Raw genomic sequence first — 18,967 nt, 5'->3', positions numbered from 1 at the left:
CGATGCGCGTCAACTTCACGGTCAACGGCCGCCCACAGGAGGCCGACGACGTCTGGGAGGGCGAGTCCCTGCTGTACGTCCTGCGGGAGCGCATGGGCCTGCCCGGTTCGAAGAACGCCTGCGAGCAGGGCGAGTGCGGCTCCTGCACCGTCCGCCTGGACGGTGTGCCCGTCTGCGCCTGCCTGGTCGCCGCCGGGCAGGCCGAGGGCCGCGACGTGGTCACCGTCGAGGGCCTCGCCGACTACGCCCGCCACCGCGCCGACGCCCACCCCGGCGCCGCCTGCGCCTCCGACGGCTGTTCCACCGGTACGAGCCTGGAGCAGGCCCGGCGCTGGCAGGCCGGCGGCACCGGGGGAACCGACTCCCGGACCGGAGAGGGCGGTGAACTCTCCCCCGTCCAGCAGGCGTTCATCGACGCGGGCGCCGTGCAGTGCGGCTTCTGCACCCCCGGGCTGCTGGTCGCCGCCGACGAGATGCTGGAGCGCACCCCCTCCCCGACCGACGCCGACATCCGCGAGGCACTCTCCGGCAACCTGTGCCGCTGCACCGGCTACGAGAAGATCCTCGACGCGGTCCGCCTCGCCTCCGCCCGCCAGGGATCCGGGGAAGGGACGGACCGGCCATGACGACACCGCTCCCCACCGGGAACAGCCCCGTTCCGGCGCCCCCGCCCGCCCCCGCCGCGTCGCCCCTTCCCGCCGAGCGCGGCGCCGCGCCCGTGCCCGCCGCGTCGACCGTCCCCGCGGGCACCCCCTCCGACGTCACCCAGCACTCCGGGTCCCGCGCCCGGGGCGGCATCGGCGAGTCCACCCCGCGCCCCGACGGCATCCTCAAGGTCACCGGTGAGTTCGCGTACTCCTCGGACATGTGGCACGAGGACATGCTGTGGGGACACACCCTGCGCAGCACCGTCGCCCACGCCGAGATCCGGTCGATCGACATCGCCGAGGCCCTGGCCACCCCCGGTGTCCACGCCGTCCTCACCTACGACGACCTGCCCACCGAAGTGACCCGCTACGGGCTGGAGTTCCAGGACACGCCGGTCCTCGCCCACGGCAAGGTCCGCCACCACGGCGAGCCCGTCGCCCTGGTCGCGGCCGACCACCCGGAGACCGCGCGCCGGGCCGCCGCCAAGATCCGCGTCGACTACGCGGACCTGCCCGTCGTCACCGACGAGGCGTCCGCCACCGCCGAGGGCGCGCCGCTCGTCCACGAGCACCGCGACGACCACCACGCGGACCACGTCCCGCACCCCAACATCGTGCACCGCCAGCCCATCGTGCGCGGCGACGCCGGCGAGGCGGCGAAGCGCGCCGACGTGATCGTCACCGGCGACTACGTCTTCGGCATGCAGGACCAGGCGTTCCTCGGCCCGGAGTCCGGCCTCGCCGTGCCGGGCGAGGACGGCGGGGTGGACCTGTACGTCGCCACCCAGTGGCTCCACTCCGACCTGGGCCAGATCGCGCCCGTCCTCGGACTGCCCGAGAAGAAGGTCCGCATGACGCTCTCGGGCGTCGGCGGCGCCTTCGGCGGCCGTGAGGACCTGTCGATGCAGATCCACGCCTGTCTGCTGGCCCTGCGCACCGGCAAACCGGTCAAGATGGTCTACAACCGGTTCGAGTCCTTCTTCGGGCACGTCCACCGCCACCCGGCGAAGCTGTGGTACGAGCACGGCGCCACCAAGGACGGCAGGCTCACCCATCTGAAGTGCCGGATCGTGCTGGACGGCGGCGCGTACGCCTCCTCCTCCCCGGCCGTCGTCGGCAACGCCTCCTCCCTCTCCGTCGGCCCCTACGTGGTCGAGGACGTCGACATCGAGGCCCTGGCGCTCTACACCAACAACCCGCCCTGCGGCGCGATGCGCGGCTTCGGCGCCGTACAGGCGTGCTTCGCCTACGAGGCGCAGATGGACAAGCTCGCCGCCGCGCTGGACATGGACCCGGTGGAGTTCCGCCGTCTCAACGCCATGGAGCAGGGCAGCCTCCTGCCCACCGGCCAGCGTGTCGACTCACCCGCCCCGGTGGCCGAGTTGCTGCGCCGTGTCAAGGCACGGCCGATGCCGCCGGAACGCCAGTGGCTCACGGCGGGCGAGGCCCCCGACGTACGGGCGCTGCCCGGCGGGCTCTCCAACACCACGCACGGCGAGGGCGTCGTACGGGGTGTGGGGTACGCGGTCGGCATCAAGAACGTCGGATTCTCCGAGGGGTTCGACGACTACTCCACCGCCCGGGTGCGGATGGAGGTCATCAACGGCGAGCCGGTCGCGACCGTGCACACCGCGATGGCGGAGGTCGGCCAGGGCGGCGTCACCGTCCACGCGCAGATCGCCCGCACCGAACTGGGCGTCGCGCAGGTGACGATCCAGCCCGCCGACACCCGTGTGGGGTCCGCCGGTTCGACCTCCGCGTCCCGTCAGACGTATGTCACGGGCGGCGCGGTGAAGAACGCCTGCGAACTGGTCCGCGAGAGGGTCTTCGAGCTGGGCCGCGCCAAGTTCGGCACGTACCACCCCGCCTGGGCCACCGCCGAACTGCTGCTGGAGAGCGGCAAGGTCGTCACCGACGGCGGCGAGGTCCTGGCCGATCTCGTGGACGTGCTGGAGGACGAGTCGGTCGACGTCGAACGGGAGTGGCGCCACCGGCCCACCCAGGCGTTCGACCGGCATACGGGGCAGGGCAACGGCCATGTCCAGTACTCGTTCGCCGCGCACCGCGCGGTGGTCGAGGTCGACACCGAACTCGGCCTGGTCAAGGTGGTCGAACTGGCCTGCGCGCAGGACGTCGGCAAGGCCCTCAACCCGCTGTCGGTCGTCGGCCAGATCCAGGGCGGCACCACCCAGGGCCTGGGCGTGGCGGTCATGGAGGAGATCGTCGTGGACCCGAAGACCGCGAAGGTGCGCAACCCGTCCTTCACCGACTATCTGATCCCCACCATCCTCGACACCCCGACCATCCCCGTCGACGTGCTCGAACTCGCCGACGCGCACGCCCCGTACGGGCTGCGCGGCGTCGGCGAGGCCCCGACCCTGTCCTCGACCCCCGCCGTGCTGGCGGCGATCCGCGACGCCACGGGGCTGGAGCTGAACCGGACACCGGTACGGCCGGAACACCTCACCGGCACCTGACCCGGCCCTGCCCGGCCCAGTCTGACCCGACCCGACCCGACCCGACCCGACCCGACCCGACCCGACCCGACCGTGCGCCGTCGCCGTCGCCGTCGCCGTCGCCGTCGCCGTCCCGCCGTTCCCGACCGTCACGGCCGGTGGCCCCGCGAGAGGGCCCGGCGCGGGCCGACGGGCCCCGATCCCCCGTCCGTCCGATACTGAGAGACCAGAGGAGGCCGACATGCTGGACATCGCCGAGGAACTGGACCGGTGGGTCGGGCAGGGACGCGACTTCGCCGTGGCCACGGTGGTGGCCGTCGGCGGCAGCGCCCCCCGGCAGCCGGGTGCCGCCCTCGCCGTGGACAGCGAGGGCACCGCCATCGGCTCGGTCTCCGGCGGCTGTGTGGAGGGCGCGGTGTACGAGCTGTGCCGGGCGGCCCTGGCGGATGGCGAGACCGTCCTGGAGACCTTCGGCTACAGCGACGAGGACGCCTTCGCCACCGGTCTGACCTGCGGCGGAGTCATCGATGTCCTGGTCACGCCGATCCGCGCGGACACGCCCGGCGCGGCGGTCTTCCGGTCCGTGCTGGCCGCCGCCGCCCGGGGCGAGGCGGCGGCCCTCGCCCGGCTCACCGACGGCCCCCCGGAGCTGCGGGGCCGCCCGCTGCTGGTACGCCCCGGAGGCGCGTACGAGGGCACGCTGGGCGGCCGTCCGGAACTGGACCGTACGGCGGCGGCCGAGGCCCGCGCCCTGCTGGACGCGGGCCGCACCGGCACCGTCACGATCGGCGCCGACGGCGTGCGGTGCGAACGGCCCCTGACCCTCGTCGTGGAGTCCATCGTGCCCGCCCCGCGCATGATCGTCTTCGGGGCGGTGGATTTCGCGTCCGCCCTGGTCGGAGTGGGTTCCTTTCTCGGTTACCGGGTCACGGTCTGCGACGCGCGCCCCGTCTTCGCCACGCGCGCCCGCTTCCCGGAGGCCGACGAGGTCGTGGTGGACTGGCCGCACCGCTATCTGGCGTCGACCGACACGGACGGCCGTACGGTCCTGTGCGTGCTGACGCACGACGCCAAGTTCGACGTCCCGCTGCTGGAACTCGCCCTCCGGCTCCCGGTCGCCTATGTCGGTGCCATGGGCTCCCGCCGTACGCATCTGGACCGCCAGGCGCGGCTGCGGGCGGCCGGTGTCGGCGAACGGGAACTGGCACGGCTGCGCAGCCCCATCGGTCTGGACCTCGGCGCCCGTACGCCCGAGGAGACCGCGCTGTCGATCGCCGCCGAGATAGTCGCCGACCGGCGGGGCGGCACGGGGGCCGCCCTGACCGGCGCGCACACCCCGATCCACCACGACGGGAACCGGGCGACCGCGAGGCGGATCGGCTCCGTCGCCTGAGAGGTACGGCCCCCGGCGGCCCGGGTCCCGGCCCCGGTCCGCGGGTGGGAACCCCCGCCCCGGTCCGCGGGTGGCAAAGGCAGGCGCGGTACCGGGGTGTCGGTCCGCCCGTCCCCGAGTCGTCCGTTAGGTTCTGCCGTCCCGCCCCCGGGTGTGCCGCGGAGGACCCGACCCATGCGTACGAACCTGCTCGCGTCGCTGCCGCTCGCCCTGGCCGTCGCCCTGGTGCCCGCCACGGTCGCCGGGACCGCCGACGACCCGGCTCCTGCCCCCGCCGCGGGGACCGGTCCTGTCCTGGTCAACCAGATCGGTTACGCGGCCGGCGCCGACAAGATCGCGACCGTCGTCACGGCGGCCACCCGGCCCCTGACCTGGCAGCTCCTGGACGACCGGGGCCGTACCGTCGCCTCCGGCACCACCCGCGTCGTCGGCCCCGACAAGGCGTCCGGCGACCATGTCCACCAGGCCGACTTCTCGCACGCCACCGGCCAGGGCGTCCGCCGGCTCACGGTCGCGGGCACCGGGACGAGCGTGCCGTTCACCGTCAGCCGCGCCCCGCTCCACCCCCAGCTCGGCCGCGAGGCCCTGCGGTACTTCTACTTCCACCGCATGGGCACCCCGGTCGAGGCCCGGTACCTCCAGTACGCCGCCCACGCGCACCCCGCCCTGCACCCCGGCGACAGCTCCGTGCCCTGCTGGAAGAACTGGTGCGGCAAGGAAACGGGCGGCGACGGCGGCGCGGGCCGTGAGCGGCGGCTGGACGTCGCGGGCTCCTGGGCCGACGCGGGTGACTTCGGGGTCTACCCCGTCAACCACGCCGTCTCCGCCTGGACCCTGCTCAACCTCTACGAGCGCCGGAAGCACGTGTACGGCGACGGCAGCCTGCCCCTGCCGGAAGCCGGCAACGGGGTGCCCGACATCCTCGACGAGGTCGCCTACGGCTCACGCTTCATGTCCGGCATGCTCCCCGCGTCCGGCCTCGCCTCGCACAAGGTGCACAACCACACCTGGTCCCCCTTCCCGGTCACGGACATCGCCGCCGAGAACGCCCTGCCCCGCTCCGCGATGCCGCCGTCCACCAACGCCACCTACGCCGTGGCCCGTACGAACGCCCAACTCGCCCGCGTCCTGGAGCGGTTCGACGCCGGGAGGGCCCGCGCGCTGTGGGCGTCCGCGCGGGACGCGTGGGCGCGCGCCGAGGCGCGGCCGGACGTCGACCAGCCGGAGAGTGACGACGGCACCGACGCCGAGGGCGGCGGCGACTACCCCGACGCCCGGAACAGCGACGACCGCTACGCGGCGGCGGCCGAGCTCTACCTCACCGCCCGGCAGCGCGCCGACCGCTCCGCCGCCGGCTACCGCGCCGCCGTGACCGGCTCCCCGCACTACGGCGAGATCGGCCCCGTCGACTGGAGCCGGGCGGCGCCCGCCGGCACCCTGTCCCTCCTCGCCGTACCGGGCGACCTGCCCGAGGCCGACCTCGCCCGGATGCGCGCGGACCTGCGGACCGCCGCCGACGCCCTGGTCGACACCCAGCGCCGCGAGGGCTACCCGGCGCTGATCTCCGGGGCCGAGCCCTACCCGTGGGGCTCCAACGCCGCCGTCGTGAACCGGATGCTGCTGCTCGGCACCGCGTACGACCTCGGGCACGACCGCCGCCATCTCAAGGCCATGCACCGGGCCATGGACTATCTGCTGGGCACCAACGCCATGCGGATCTCGTACGTGACGGGCTACGGCGCCCACCGGGAGACCGACCTGCACGACCGGCTCGCCTGGGGGCGCTACCCGGCGACGCCGTATCCCCACGGCTGGCTCTCCGGCGGCCCGAACAGCGTGAACATCAACGACCCGGTCACCCCGCCCGGCCGCCCCGCCGCCAAGTCGTACGCCGGTCCCGGCACCGCGCCGAGCGCCTGGGGCTCGAAGGAGAACACCGTCAACTGGAACGCGCCGCTCGTCTGGGCCGCGACATTTCTGACGTCCACGGCCCCGGACCTCGCGACCCGCTGACCCGCTGACCCGCGACGGGACAGACGGGACGGGGCGGGGCGGGGCAGGCGCTCAGGACGAGGCGCGCCGGACCAACTTCGTCGGCAGTACGACGTGTTGGCCGGGCGCCGCCGGGTTCTCGATCGACTCCAGCAGCACCCGCGCCATCGCGCGTCCCATCTCCTCCACGGGCTGCCGCACGGACGTCAGCCGGGGTTCGGTGTGCCGGGCGATGGGGGAGTCGTCGAAGCCGACGACGGCCACGTCCTCCGGCACCCGCCGTCCGGCGGCCCGCAGCGCGTGCAGGGCGCCCGCCGCCATCACGTCGGAGGCGGCGAACACGGCGTCCAGATCGGGATGGCGGGCCAGCAGCTCCGTCATCGCGCGCAGCCCGCTCTCCTCGGTGAAGTCGCCGTGCTCCGTCCACGACGGGTCCGGGTCGCCGCCGGCCGCCGCCACGGCCTCCTGGTACCCGGTGAGCCGGCACTGTGCCGCGTACATGTCCAGCGGCCCGGTGATCGTGGCGATCCGGCGCCGCCCGGTCTCCGTGAGATGCCGCACGGCGGCGCGGGCCCCGCCGACGTTGTCGGAGTCGACGTACGACACGGGCTCGCCGGCCGACCGGCGACCGCTCAGCACGGTGGGCAGGCCCATCGCGGCGAGCTGGTCCGGCAGGGAGTCGCTGCCGTGGACGGAGACCAGCAGCACACCGTCGACCCGGCCGGCGTGGGCGTACTGGAGGAAACGTGCGCGTTCCTTCTCGGTGCGTACGAGCGTGAGCAGCAACTGCATCTCGGTGTCCGCGAGTTCGGTGCCGACACCGTGGAGCACCTCCGAGAAGTACGGCTCCGCGAAGAACCGTTTCTCGGTCTCCGGGACCACCAGCGCCACCGCGTCGGTGCGGCTCCCGGCGAGGGCGCGGGCCGCCCGGTTGGGCAGGTAGCCCAGTTCGGCGATGGCCTGCTGGACGAGCTGCCGGGTGGAGTCCCGTACCCGTGGCGAGTTGTTGATGACGCGGGAGACGGTGCCGCGACCCACGCCCGCGCGCGCCGCCACCTCTTCGAGGGTGGGCTGGCCCGTCCGTCCCGTCCGTCCCCTTGCCTCCATCGCGCGACCTCCATCGGGGCTCCGCCGGGGCGATCGTCACCCGGAGGGATGGTCATCCAATCATTGGGAGCGCTCCCATGATAAGTGGTTGATCATATTGCGGACAGTCCTGGCCGCCGTGGCGCCCGCGCCGCCGCCCCTCCCCGCATCCCTTCAAACCCCTCAAAGGTGTCTGGCGTGCACGTAAGGGCACTAGCCTTCAGAAGCGGTCCTACCGGAAGGCGGAGGATGCCGAGGGAACGGAGTGGAATGCCGAAAGCACAGGGAGTCGCCGGAGCGCCGTGCTGGGTGAGCCTGCTGGCGCGTGAACTGACGGGCGCCCAGGACTTCTACGGCAAGGTACTGGGCTGGACCTACCGGCGAGCCGGGCTCGGGGACGACTTCTCCGTGGCGCTCACCGACGGTCTGCCGGTCGCCGGGATCGGGGCGCTCGCCTCCTCGCTCCAGGTGGCCGTCTCCTGGACGCCGTACTTCAACGTCACGGACGTGGACGAGGCGGCGGCCCGGATCAGGGAGCGCGGCGGCACGGTCGGGGTCGGCCCGCTGGCCTTCCACACCGGCCGCGCGGCGCTCGCCGTCGACCCGGACGGCGCCGTCTTCGGGATCTGGGAGGGCTCCGTGCGCTCCGACTGGTCCGTGGGGCGCGGCAGCGGCTCGGCCTCCCTGGAACTGCGCACCCGGGACGCGGCCAGGGCCGGCCGTTTCTACTCACTCGCGCTCGGCTGGCAGCCCGAGGGCGAGGGGAAGCTGCGCCTGACGCGCGAGGGGGACCGGTCGGTGCTCCTGGACGGCGACGAACCGCTGGCGCGGATCAGCGGCGGAGCCGTCCAGGCGGCGCCCGACCCGCAGATCCGGCCGCGCTGGCACGTGCACTTCGACGTGCCCGACGTCACGGCGGCCGTCGAGTCGGCGCTGGCCTCCGGCGGCTCCCTCGTGCTGCGCTCCGGCCCGTCGGCCCAGGTGGACGAGGCGACCCTGCGCGACCCGGACGGGGCGCTGTTCACGGTCACCGCCGCGCTCTGAGCGACCGGCGGGGGAGAACACACGGCACGCGCGGGCTTGCGGACAGAACCTGGCCGCGAGCCCGCGTACGGTGCGGACCATGGCCCCGAAGACCCCGGACGGCGCGCCCCGGCCCGTGCTCACCACCCGCGCGCTCAACCGCGCCACCCTCGCGCGCCAGCTCCTGCTGCGGCGCGAGACCCTCTCCGCCCGGGACGCCGTGACCCGGCTGGTCGGGCTCCAGGCGCAGAACGTGAAGCCGCCCTACGTCCAACTCGCCGCCAGGCTCGACGGGTTCGACCCCGGCGAACTGTCCGGGCTGATGGCCTCCCGCGAGGTCGGCCGGATGGTCACACTGCGTTCCACCCTTCACACGCACACCGCCGAGGACTGCTTCGCGCTGCGCGCCTTCGCCCAGCCGCAGATCGCCCGGGAGCTGCGGCTCCTCCGGTCCGGTCCGGCCGGGGTGGACCTGGACCGGCTCACCGCCCACGCCCGGGAACTCGTCGAGGAACAGCCCCTGCCGCTCAAGGAGTTGAAGGCGGCACTGGCCCGGCGGTGGCCCGGCGCCGACCCCGGGTACCTGGCCACCGCCGCCCGCTGTCTGCTGCCGCTCGTCCAGACCACCCCGCGCGGACTCTGGGGCCGCAGCGGGCAGGTCACACTCACCACGGCGCACGCGTGGTTCGGCGCACGGGCCGCCGACGCGGCGGCGGACTTCACCCCCGACGACGCCGTCCTGCGCTATCTCGCCGCCTTCGGCCCCGCCTCCGTCAAGGACGCCCCGACCTGGTGCCGGCTGACCAGGCTCGCCCCGGTCTTCGAACGGCTGCGGGAACGGCTGATCACCTTCCGGGACGAGAACGGCGCCGAACTCTTCGACCTCCCCGACGCGCCCCGGCCGGACGAGGACACCCCGGCCCCGCCGCGCTTCCTCCCCGAGTTCGACAATCTGCTGCTCTCGCACGCGGACCGCACCCGGGTGGTCCCCGCCGCGTACCGGGGGCGCACCTGGACCGTCAACCAGAGCCATCGCACGCTGCTCGTCGACGGATTCCTCGCCGGTGTCTGGCGGCTGGAGGACGGCGCGGAGGGCGACGAACGCGGCACGCTGACCGTACAGACGTTCGCCCCGCTCACCCGGGCCCGGCGGGACGCCGTGGCCGAGGAGGGCCGGCGGCTGCTCGGCGCCCTGTCCGCGTCCCGGTCGCCCTCGTACGCGGTCCGGTTCGCCGACTTCCTCCCGCCCTCGGTCGGCGCCCGGTCGGCGTGATCTCGCGGGGGGGACGGCGCGGGCCCGCCGGGACGTGCCCGGGTCACCCCCGTGAGGGGGCGGCCCCGGCGGGGCGTACGGCCGCCTCCTTCGGGAAGTGGCGGCGCAGGTTGGCGGCGAGGACGCGGTCGAGCGCGCGGTCGGACAGCAACGGGCCCAGCCGCATGATCAGGGCGGCGTCCCGGCCGGCGGTGTAGCGGGTACGCGGTCTGCGGACCGTCACGGCCTTGGCGACGACCCGGGCGGCGGCGTCGGCGGTCAGGCCCGACGCGGTCCCCGAGGCCATCAACGCGTTGTTCGCCCGGACCAGGCCCCCGTAGCGTTCGTGCTGCTCCGGTGTCATCCGGGCGGCCAGGTCGTTCGCCGTCGCGATCCCGCGCGTGGCGAACTCCGTGCGGATACCGCCGGGTTCGACCACGACGACCTGGACGCCCAGCGGGGAGACCTCCCGGCGGAGCGAGTCGCTGACCGCCTCCAGGGCGAACTTCGCGCCGGCGTACGCGCCGTAGGTGGCCATGGCGTACTTCCCGCCGATCGAGCTGATGTTGATCACGCGGCCCCCGGCGCGCAGCAGTGCGGGCAGCAGCGCCTGGGTGACGGCGATGTGGCCGAACAGGTTCACGTCGAACACCCGCCGCCACTCCTCCAGCGGCAGGACCTCGACCGGGGCGTTCACCTGGACACCGGCGTTGTTGACGAGGGCGTGCAGGGCGCGCGGGTCGTCGGCGACCCGCGCGGCGAGCGCCGCCACCTGCTCGGACTCGGTGATGTCGAGCATCACCGGCTCGACGCCGGTCGCTCGCAGCGCGTCGGCGTCCCGGTCGCGGCGCACGCCGGCCAGGACGTGGAATCCCCTGCGGGCCAGTTCCCGGGCGGCCGACGCGCCCATGCCAGCGGAGGCTCCGGTGACGACCACCAGTTTCTGGGTTTCGGTTGACGATTTCATCTCACGAAAGTATCAGATGACATTGTCATCTGTATGATGGGCGCCATGGTCACCCGCGCGGAATCCGCCGCCCTCACCCGCCGCGCGCTTCTCGACGCGGCCACCGAACTCCTCGACCTCGGCGGCCCCGAAGCCGTCACGCTGCGCGAGGTGGGCGCACGGGCGGGGGTGAGCCGGGGAGCGCCGTACCGGCACTTCACGGGCAAGGACAGCCTGCTCACCGCCGTCGCCACCGAGAACTGGGCACGGATCGCCGACCAGGTGCGCGCCCAGCGGACCGACCCGGCCCTGTCGGCCACCGAGAAGCTGCGCGGCACCCTCGGCGTGCTCGTCGATGTCGGGCGCGGCCGGCCGCACCTGTACCTGATGCTGTTCCGGCGCCCGGGGCACCGCCCCGAGGAACTCGGCGAGGGACTCGACCGCGTCCGGCGCCAGTTGTGCGCACCGGAGGACGATCCCGTCGCGGACCGCCTCCGCGCCGTCGGCCGTTTCCAGGACGAGTTCCTGGCGGTCGTCGCCGAGTTGGTGGGGGAGCGGAACACCCGGCACTACGGCGCCCTGCTGCTGGCCGGCGCCCACGGCATCGCGGAGATGCAGCTGAGCGGCCACCTGGACGCCGACCGGCTGCGCACCACCGCGGACGAACTCGTCCGCACCCTCGTCCGCTTGGTCGCGAACGAACACCCGCCGACGCCACCCCGTGAAGGAAGCCGGGTGAAGGAAGAGGAAGGGCCCCGCATGAACGCCACCGATGACGCCGAGATCAGCCAACTGCCGTGCCGGTAAGCCGACATCGCGGACACGAAGGGGTTCACCGAGCTGCCGGGCCTCGTGCACACCGACCCGCTCACGATCGATTTCGAGTCGGCCGCGGGCATCCTCCGATGGAGACGCCGCTCGGCGCGTACGTCGAGGTCCTCCGCCGCGCCTTCGCGCCCTTCGCGGCGACGCACCACCCATCACGGGTCACGTATTCGACATCGACATCGACATCGACCGGGCGACCGTCCACGCGCGTGTCCGCACCGAGCACCGGCTCCGGGACGCACCCTCCGACGGCGGGCCCAACCGCCCGCTCGTGGTCGGCTTCTACGGCAACGACGCGGTCCGCACGCCGGACGGCCGGCACCTCGGCCGCGTCACACACACCTCGACGTACCGGGAGAACACCCACCTGGTGAACGCGGCCCTGCCCCCCGGACCGGAGCGCCGGACCGGGCCTCCGACGACCCACCCGGCCCGTGACGCCTGACGGCCCGCGACACCCGACCAGGCTCCCCGCGTCGTCGCGTCCCGAACGACCGCCCCTACGGCAGCAGCCCCGCCCGCCTCGCGGCCACCACCGCCTCCAGCCTCGTGTGCGCGCCCAACTTCCGCATGGCCGCCCGCAGATACCCCTTCACCGTCTCCGGCCGCAGCCCCAGACGCTCGGCCGCCGCCGCGTTCGTGGAACCCGCCGCCACGCACGCCAGCACGTCCACCTCACGCGGCGCCAGCGTCACCACCCGCTGCCCGGGATCGTCACGCCCGGCCTCCCCGCCCGTCCCCGCCCCCGCCAGCCGGCCGCAGACGTCGTGCAGCCGGTCCCGCAGTCCGGCGTCCACGATGCGCGGCGCCAGCGCCCGCAGTTCGCTGTGCGCCTCCCGGACCTGCTCCCACGCCTCGGGCCGCCCGTACACCGGCTCCCGCGTCATGGACAGCAGCCGCTGCACCTCGTCCCGTACGACCAGTGCCTGCTCCACGTCGCGGGCCGCGGCGACCGCCGCGTCGAAGACCCGCTCGCCCATCGGCCGCGGCTCCCGCAGCGCCCCGTACAGCACCCCCCGCACCCGGCGCCGCACGATCACCGGCACCGCGACCACCGAGCGCAGCCCCTCGGCGGCCACCGCCGCGTCGTACTCGTGGCTGATGTGCCGCGCCTGCCGGTAGTCGGTCACCGCGCACGGCCGCTGGAGGGCGATCGACTTGCCGCCCAGACCGTTCCCGACACCGATCGCGAGGCCCCGCAGCGCGCCCGTCGCGGTGCCGTTCAGCTCCGCGATGCGCACCTGGCGCCCGTCGTGCAGCATCCCGCCGAACGCGACCGGCAGCCCGGTCGTACGGCGCAGGGTGAGCAGCGCCGTACGCATCTCGACCGCCTCGATCGCCTCAGTCACCGCGACTTCCTTCTCTCGGGTCTCTCCGCCGGCGGGACGTGGCCGATTCACCCCCGTCAGGGGGTGGCGAGACGCACGTCACCGACTACACGATGCCAGTGAACGGGCGAATGCCGAGGAGGGCACATGACGACAGTCGACGCGACCGGGCAGTTCCGTGCCGCCAGGGATTTCCTGCTGCGGCACCGGGAGGACTACACCGCCGCGTACGAAGGCTTCGTCTGGCCCCGGCCCGACCACTTCAACTGGGCCCTCGACTGGTTCGACGTCATCGCCGCGGGCAACGACCGGCCCGCCCTGCGGATCGTCGAGGAGGACGGCAGCGAGGCCGTCACCTCCTTCCGGGAGATGGCCACCCGCTCCGACCAGGTGGCCAACTGGCTGCGGGGACAGGGCGTCGCGGCCGGAGACCGGGTCCTGGTCATGCTCGGCAACCAGACGGAGCTGTGGGAGACGGCCCTCGCCGCGATGAAGCTCCGGGCCGTCGTCATCCCGGCCACACCGCTGCTCGCCGCGCCCGACCTCCGGGACCGGATCGCGCGCGGCCGGGTGCGGCATGTGATCGCGCGGGCCGACGACGTCGGGAAGTTCACCGAGGTGCCGGGGGAGTACACCCGGATCGTGGTGGGCTCCGACGGTACCCATGTTGACGCCGGGGGGCGGGAGGTTGACGCGGAGGGGGCCGCCCGCCGCCCGTACGACGGGCCCGACACGCGCGCCGACGGCTGGCGGGCTTACGAGGCGTCCCACCGGGAGTCCGTCGACTTCTCACCCGACGGGGTCACCCGCGCCGACGACACCCTGCTGCTCTACTTCACCTCCGGCACCACCGCCCGCCCCAAACTGGTCGAGCACACCCATGTCTCGTACCCCGTCGGCCACCTCGCGACGATGTACTGGATCGGTCTCCGGCCCGGCGATGTGCACCTCAACATCTCCTCGCCCGGCTGGGCCAAGCACGCCTGGTCGAACCTCTTCGCCCCGTGGAACGCGGAGGCGACCGTCTTCATCCACAACTACACCCGCTTCGACGCCGTCCGCCTCATGGCCGAGATGGACCGCGCCTCGGTGACCAGCTTCTGCGCGCCGCCCACCGTGTGGCGGATGCTGATCCAGGCCGACCTCACCCTGCTGCGCGACCCCCCGCGCGAGGTCGTCGCCGCCGGGGAACCCCTCAACCCCGAGGTCATCGAGACTGTCCGCAGGGAGTGGGGCGCGACCGTACGGGACGGCTTCGGCCAGACCGAGACCGCCGTCCAGGTCGCCAACTCACCGGGACAACTGCTCAAGGCCGGGTCGATGGGCCGCCCCACCCCCGGTTTCGTCGTGGAACTCCTCGACCCGGTCACCGGCGAGCCAGGTGCCACCGAGGGCGAGATCTCCCTGGACCTCCGCCACGCCCCGGTCGGTCTGATGACCGGCTACCACGGTGACCCGGAGCGCACGGCCGAGTCCATGGCCGACGGCTACTACCGCACCGGCGACATCGGCGCGCGCGACGCCGACGGCTACATCACCTACATCGGCCGCGGCGACGACGTGTTCAAGGCGTCCGACTACAAGATCTCGCCGTTCGAGCTGGAGAGCGCGCTGCTGGAGCACGAGGCGGTGGCCGAGGCCGCCGTCGTACCGGCTCCCGACACGCTGCGGCTCAACGTGCCGAAGGCGTACATCGTCCTCGCGGACGGCTGGAAGCCCGGTCCGGAGACGGCGCGGCTGCTCTTCGCGCACTCACGCGCGGTGCTCTCCCCGTACAAGCGGGTACGCCGCATCGAGTTCGCGGACCTGCCCAAGACCGTCTCGGGCAAGATCCGCCGGATCGAACTGCGCGCGTGGACGGCTGCGGGCTCGGACGCCGAGTACGAGGAGAGCGACCCGCGTTGACACACCCGGCGCACACCTGACACATCGTCAGGGTGCTTCTTCCGGGCACGGTGTGGATCGGTGAAGTGAGTGAACCGCTGAGCCGGTACGTCATGAGTCAGTGAGTCAGTGAGTCAGTGAGGAACGGCGGGCCGGGGAGCCGGCTCCGTGGTGCGGCTCATGCAGACCCGGGGCCAGTGGTCGAGACCGTGCGCCGCCTCCGCGCGTCTGATCTCCCGCAGACCGTCGGTGAGTTCGCTCTCCATGAGGGTGCGGAAGCCGAGGCGTGTGTAGTACGGCGCGTTCCACGGCACATCCGCGAAGGTGGTCAGCGTCAGCCCCGCCAGCCCGGCGCTCGCCGCCCGGCCCGCCAGATGCTCGATGAGCGCGCGGCCCAACCCGCGCCGCGCCGCCAGGGGATGGACGGAGACCTGCTCGATATGGGCGGCACCGTCGATGTCGTCGTGGATCAGATACGCCACCGGGCGGCCCGCGTCGTCGTCGCCGACCCAGGCCCGGCCCGCGAGCCGGTAGCGGTCCAGCAGGTCGAGGGGCGGGGGTTCGTCGTCGGCGATCGCGGCCATGCCGACGGCGCGGAAGGGTTCACCGGCGGCCCGTTCGATGTCCTGGAGACGGGGGAGATCGGCGGGGACCGCGGGGCGGATTCGCATGGGGAGAGTATGCCCGCGCGCCCGCGCGCGCGGCCGGGATTCCGCGTTCGCGACGTACGCCCGTCGATGTCCCCCGGAGACGTGCGTCGGCGGACGCCCGTCCGAGAGTCCCCGGGCCGGACTCCGGTGCGTGAGGCGATCCCGTGGGTACGGGGGCGGATGCCGGCTCCCCGTTTCCGGTCCGGCCCCGTGGCGCGGGTTCGCGTGTGGGCCGTGGGCCCGGTTTCCGGTCCTGGCCCGGCCCTTCGTGCGGGTCCGCGTGCCGGTCGCCGGTCGGCCGTCGCCGGATTCCCCTCCAGGAGGAGCGAGTTCGGGGTTCCCGGCCCGGTCAGGCGCCTGACCGGGTGAGTTCGGCCGCCGGGCCGTTGACCGGTTGCGGGGAGCCCGTCGGGTCCAGCACGAACAGCGGCAGACCGAGGGCGTCCGCGCGTACCCGGGCCCCGTCCTCGTAACCGGCCAGGGAGAAGAACACCCCGGCCGCCGACTCGTTCAGCGCGTTGAGCCACAGGCACTCGACGGCGCGCCGGTCGGCGGGACGCGGGCCCTGGTCGACCTGGGCGACAAGGCCCGGACCGCGCAGATCGACGCCGACCGGCTGTCCCTCGGTCCGTACGACGTCCCGGAAGCCGATCCCGCCCAGGCAGCGCGCGGCGGCACGCACCGCGTCGCCCTGGGGGCCGACCGACACGGGCCGTACCGGTATCCGCAGCAACGTCCCGCAGGGGCAGCCCAGTTCGGGCCGGGGCCACTGGTCCAGCCGGCCGCATCCGGCGCAGCTGACGGTCACCCACTCCTCGTCCCAGCTCCGGCGGGTCATCCGGGCGGCGGGCGCGCCTCTCACGAGGGGCGCCGCGACGGCCGTTCCGCACGGGCAGGGGTAGGCCGCCGCCGTGAACCGGTGGTCCCGGCCGCAGTCGGGACAGCGGACCGGAACGCTCTCTCCCACCGTCGACACCGCCTTTCGCCGCTCATCGTCCATCAACGGGCGGCCGTTGGGGAGGGCCTCCGGGCCCTCCCTTGACGACGAGAGGGCCGCACCTTAGATTTGATTCCACATAGTAGAACTAACTTTCCGTATCGCGGAATCAACGAATCCAGCGAATCGAACGGAATCGACGCTCTCAGGTGGCGCGACAGAGCCCGAGTCCACCAGGACGGAGCAGGAGCACTCCATGCCTCGAATGACCGCCGCCCGAGCGGCAGTTGAGATCCTCAAGCGCGAAGGCGTCACCGACGCGTTCGGTGTCCCGGGCGCGGCGATCAACCCCTTCTACAAGGCCCTCCAGCGGGCCGGCGGCATCGACCACACGCTCGCCCGCCATGTGGAGGGCGCCTCGCACATGGCCGAGGGCTACACCCGTGCCCGCGCCGGCAACATCGGTGTCTGCATCGGCACGTCCGGTCCGGCCGGCACCGACATGATCACCGGCCTGTACTCGGCGACCGGCGATTCCATCCCGATCCTGTGCATCACCGGCCAGGCCCCGACCGCGGTGATCCACAAGGAGGACTTCCAGGCCGTCGACATCGCCTCGATCGCCGGTCCGGTCTGCAAGGCCGCCACCACCGTGCTGGAGGCGGCGCAGGTTCCCGGCGTCTTCCAGCAGGCGTTCCATCTGATGCGCTCCGGCCGTCCCGGCCCGGTCCTCATCGACCTGCCGATCGACGTCCAGCTCACCGAGATCGAGTTCGACATCGAGACGTACGAGCCGCTGCCCGTCCACAAGCCGTCCGCGACCCGTGCGCAGGTCGCCAAGGCGCTGGCCATGCTGACCGCCGCCGAGCGCCCGCTGATCGTGGCCGGCGGCGGTGTCATCAACGCCGACGCGTCCGAACTGCTCGTGGAATTCGCCGAGTTGACCGGCACCCCAGTCGTCCCGACCCTGATGGGCTGGGGCACCATCCCCGACGACCACGATCTGAACGCGGGCATGGTCGGCATCCAGACCTCGCACCGCTACGGCAACGAGACCTTCCTGGCCTCGGACTTCGTCCTCGGCATCGGCAACCGCTGGGCCAACCGCCACACCGGCGCGCTCGACGTCTACACGGCGGACCGCACCTTCGTCCACGTCGACATCGAACCCACCCAGATCGGCCGGATCTTCGCGCCGGACTACGGTTTTCCCTCGGACGCGAAGGACGCGCTGGCTCTCTTCGTGGAAGGGGCCCGGGAGTTGCGGGCGGCGGGGGTCCTGCCCGACCGTACGGAGTGGATCGCGTCCGTGGTGGAGCGCAAGAGCACCCTGCACCGCAGGACGCACTTCGACAACGTCCCGCTGAAGCCGCAGCGCGTGTACGAGGAGATGAACCGCGCCTTCGGCCCCGACACCCGCTACGTCACCACCATCGGTCTCTCGCAGATCGCCGGCGCGCAGATGCTGCACGTCTACCGGCCGCGCCACTGGATCAACTGCGGTCAGGCCGGACCGCTGGGCTGGACGATCCCGGCCGCGCTCGGTGTCGCCAAGGCGGACCCGGAGGCCACGGTGGTCGCGCTCTCCGGGGACTACGACTTCCAGTTCATGCTCGAAGAACTGGCGGTGGGCGCGCAGCACCGGATCCCGTACGTCCATGTGCTGGTGAACAACGCCTACTTGGGGCTGATCCGGCAGGCGCAGCGCAATCTGGACATCAACTTCCAGGTCAACCTGGAGTTCGAGAACATCAACTCGCCCGAGCTGGGCGTCTACGGGGTCGACCACGTCAAGGTCGTCGAAGGCCTGGGCTGCAAGGCGATCCGGGTCACCGACCCCGACCAGCTGCTGCCTGCCTTCGAGCAGGCGAAGAAACTGGCGGCGGAGCACCGGGTGCCGGTGGTGGTCGAGGCGGTGCTGGAGCGCATCACCAACATCTCGATGGGCACGAGCATCGACAGCGTCAACGAGTGGGAGGACCTGGCCACCGAGCCCGGCCATGCCCCCACGGAGATCAAGCCGCTGGTCCGGCAGCTCGACTGACGGACCGTCAGGCGTGCGTCACGCGGCTCCTCGTCCCGGGACCCCGGTGCGGGGGCCGCTGTCGTACCCCGTCGTATGCCGTGCCACCGTCGTACGCCGTGCCGTGCCGTACCACGCGGTACCACGCCGTACGCCGCACAGGAGCCCGGCCGATTCGTCGGCCGGGCTCCTGTGGTGGACGGGGCAACCCCGAGGACCGTCCGGCGGTGCTCGGCCGGCGCGACCAGGCACGCGCACCGCCGGACGGCGTCTGACGGAGCCTCCGAAGAGGCGTGGGGACCGCGGCGGCGGCGACCGGGGGCGGGCGGGCCTGCCTTCCCTCATGCCGGAAGGTGACCGTCGCTCCCCGTACCACCGCACTGGCTCGCGCGCCGCCGCGGTCCCGTGGAAGTCCCTCCCACCGGCCACCCCTCACGAGAGCCGCTGGCAGGGACGGCTGTTGGCCGTCGTCCTCGGTGGATCCCGGGCTGCGGCGACGCCTGGGCGCGACAGGACAGGTGT

At 73.2% G+C, this 18,967-nt stretch carries 15 protein-coding genes; 10 read left to right on the top strand and 5 right to left on the bottom strand.

The features are described 5' to 3' along the window. Window positions 1–2 precede the first annotated feature (2 nt). The 4 genes from OG875_RS04195 to OG875_RS04180 all read left to right on the top strand — a co-directional run bounded on the left by OG875_RS04195 (window position 3) and on the right by OG875_RS04180 (window position 6,509). A complete protein-coding gene (locus OG875_RS04195) occupies window positions 3–626 on the top strand; it encodes a (2Fe-2S)-binding protein (protein WP_330172855.1) in 624 nt (207 codons plus the stop codon). Beyond that, window positions 623–3,124 (top strand): xanthine dehydrogenase family protein molybdopterin-binding subunit, encoded by a 2,502-nt coding sequence (locus OG875_RS04190; protein ID WP_330172854.1) that lies wholly within the window; start codon window positions 623–625, stop codon window positions 3,122–3,124. The genes OG875_RS04195 and OG875_RS04190 overlap by 4 nt, the downstream gene beginning before the upstream one ends. 220 nt (window positions 3,125–3,344) lie before the next feature. Then, window positions 3,345–4,496 carry an XdhC/CoxI family protein gene (locus OG875_RS04185; protein WP_330172853.1) on the top strand — a complete coding sequence of 384 codons (1,152 nt, stop codon included), beginning with the start codon at window positions 3,345–3,347 and terminating at the stop codon, window positions 4,494–4,496. 174 nt (window positions 4,497–4,670) lie between these two features. Continuing rightward, the gene (locus OG875_RS04180; RefSeq protein WP_330172852.1) at window positions 4,671–6,509 is read left to right on the top strand and encodes a glycoside hydrolase family 9 protein; all 1,839 of its coding nucleotides are present in this window, start codon (window positions 4,671–4,673) and stop codon (window positions 6,507–6,509) included. Window positions 6,510–6,560: 51 nt separating this feature from the next. On the opposite strand, the gene OG875_RS04175 is transcribed toward OG875_RS04180, so the two are convergent. Beyond that, window positions 6,561–7,595: a LacI family DNA-binding transcriptional regulator gene (locus tag OG875_RS04175; RefSeq protein ID WP_330172851.1), complete on the bottom strand. Its 1,035-nt coding sequence runs from the start codon at window positions 7,593–7,595 to the stop codon at window positions 6,561–6,563. Window positions 7,596–7,844: 249 nt separating this feature from the next. Between OG875_RS04175 and OG875_RS04170 the strand changes: the two genes are divergently transcribed. Both OG875_RS04170 and OG875_RS04165 read left to right on the top strand, forming a co-directional pair. Next, window positions 7,845–8,618 carry a VOC family protein gene (locus OG875_RS04170; protein WP_330172850.1) on the top strand — a complete coding sequence of 258 codons (774 nt, stop codon included), beginning with the start codon at window positions 7,845–7,847 and terminating at the stop codon, window positions 8,616–8,618. A 79-nt stretch (window positions 8,619–8,697) separates the two neighbouring features. Further along, the gene (locus OG875_RS04165; protein WP_330172849.1) at window positions 8,698–9,870 is read left to right on the top strand and encodes a winged helix DNA-binding domain-containing protein; all 1,173 of its coding nucleotides are present in this window, start codon (window positions 8,698–8,700) and stop codon (window positions 9,868–9,870) included. A gap of 43 nt (window positions 9,871–9,913) precedes the next feature. On the opposite strand, the gene OG875_RS04160 is transcribed toward OG875_RS04165, so the two are convergent. After that, window positions 9,914–10,816: an SDR family NAD(P)-dependent oxidoreductase gene (locus tag OG875_RS04160; protein WP_330172848.1), complete on the bottom strand. Its 903-nt coding sequence runs from the start codon at window positions 10,814–10,816 to the stop codon at window positions 9,914–9,916. A gap of 45 nt (window positions 10,817–10,861) precedes the next feature. On the opposite strand from OG875_RS04160, the gene OG875_RS04155 reads away from it, so the two are divergent. After that, a complete protein-coding gene (locus tag OG875_RS04155) occupies window positions 10,862–11,602 on the top strand; it encodes a TetR/AcrR family transcriptional regulator (RefSeq protein WP_330172847.1) in 741 nt (246 codons plus the stop codon). 292 nt (window positions 11,603–11,894) lie between these two features. Further along, entirely contained in the window at window positions 11,895–12,068 is a 174-nt protein-coding gene (locus OG875_RS04150) for a hypothetical protein (RefSeq protein WP_330172846.1), read from the top strand. A gap of 55 nt (window positions 12,069–12,123) precedes the next feature. Here the strand turns inward: OG875_RS04150 and OG875_RS04145 are convergent, their stop codons facing one another. Further along, on the bottom strand, window positions 12,124–12,945 hold the full coding sequence (locus tag OG875_RS04145; RefSeq protein WP_443079243.1) for a response regulator transcription factor: 822 nt from the start codon (window positions 12,943–12,945) through the stop codon (window positions 12,124–12,126). A 153-nt stretch (window positions 12,946–13,098) separates the two neighbouring features. Here OG875_RS04145 and OG875_RS04140 point away from each other — a divergent pair, with 153 nt between their 5' ends. After that, window positions 13,099–14,856 carry an AMP-binding protein gene (locus tag OG875_RS04140; protein ID WP_330172844.1) on the top strand — a complete coding sequence of 586 codons (1,758 nt, stop codon included), beginning with the start codon at window positions 13,099–13,101 and terminating at the stop codon, window positions 14,854–14,856. A 113-nt stretch (window positions 14,857–14,969) separates the two neighbouring features. Here OG875_RS04140 and OG875_RS04135 read toward each other — a convergent pair whose 3' ends face one another. Further along, a complete protein-coding gene (locus tag OG875_RS04135; protein ID WP_330172843.1) occupies window positions 14,970–15,506 on the bottom strand; it encodes a GNAT family N-acetyltransferase in 537 nt (178 codons plus the stop codon). A 328-nt stretch (window positions 15,507–15,834) separates the two neighbouring features. Then, the gene (locus OG875_RS04130) at window positions 15,835–16,485 is read right to left on the bottom strand and encodes a hypothetical protein (RefSeq protein WP_330172842.1); all 651 of its coding nucleotides are present in this window, start codon (window positions 16,483–16,485) and stop codon (window positions 15,835–15,837) included. Between the two features lie 193 nt (window positions 16,486–16,678). Here OG875_RS04130 and gcl point away from each other — a divergent pair, with 193 nt between their 5' ends. Then, a complete protein-coding gene (gcl, locus tag OG875_RS04125) occupies window positions 16,679–18,466 on the top strand; it encodes a glyoxylate carboligase (protein WP_330172841.1) in 1,788 nt (595 codons plus the stop codon). Window positions 18,467–18,967 lie beyond the last annotated feature (501 nt).

Source organism: Streptomyces sp. NBC_01498, assembly GCF_036327775.1.
In the GTDB taxonomy this organism is placed as follows: Bacteria; Actinomycetota; Actinomycetes; order Streptomycetales; family Streptomycetaceae; genus Streptomyces.
This window is presented reverse-complemented; position numbering and strand designations above follow the sequence as displayed.